This window comes from Acinetobacter sp. LipI_23, assembly GCF_058243045.1.
In genome coordinates, this window is the sequence record NZ_JBZAYJ010000016.1 from 1 (window position 1) to 511 (window position 511).

At 35.8% G+C, this 511-nt stretch carries 1 protein-coding gene; it reads left to right on the plus strand.

What is annotated here, in order from left to right; genetic code table 11:
- A partial coding sequence (locus tag AC4CVD_RS18625; protein ID WP_490753688.1) for an IS5-like element ISAba31 family transposase occupies positions 1-509 on the plus strand: 509 nt, incomplete at its 5' end.
- Between the last annotated feature and the right edge of the window lie 2 nt (positions 510-511).

The window sequence follows — 511 nt, forward strand, 5'->3', positions numbered from 1 at the left end:
CCTCATGCCCCGATATGGAGTGGATTTTTATTGATGGCTCTCATGTACGTGCTCATCAACATTCTGCCGGCATAGCGAATCAATCTATTTCTAAAAGTGTAGGAGGAAACTCCTCAAAAATACATTTGATTGTTGATGCACATGGCAATCCTATTGATTTCATGATTACCGATGGAACCACACATGATGTTAAAGTTGCACCTGATTTAATATCAACATTAGATTTAAAAGAGACAAAAGTGGTATGTGCAGATAAAGGCTATGATTCAGAACCACTGCGTGAACAGATCAGGAAAACAGGGACTAAAGCGAATATACCAAAGAAAACAAATAGCCAATCGAACAATGACCATATGGACTGGTATTTATATAAAATCAGGCATTTAGTTGAAAATATGTTTTGTAGATTAAAGCAATTTAGAGGAATAGCTACTCGATATGACAAGCTCAAAAGAAATTATCAAAGTTCTGTTGCTTTAGCCTGTATATTTTTATGGCTACCTTTATAGGG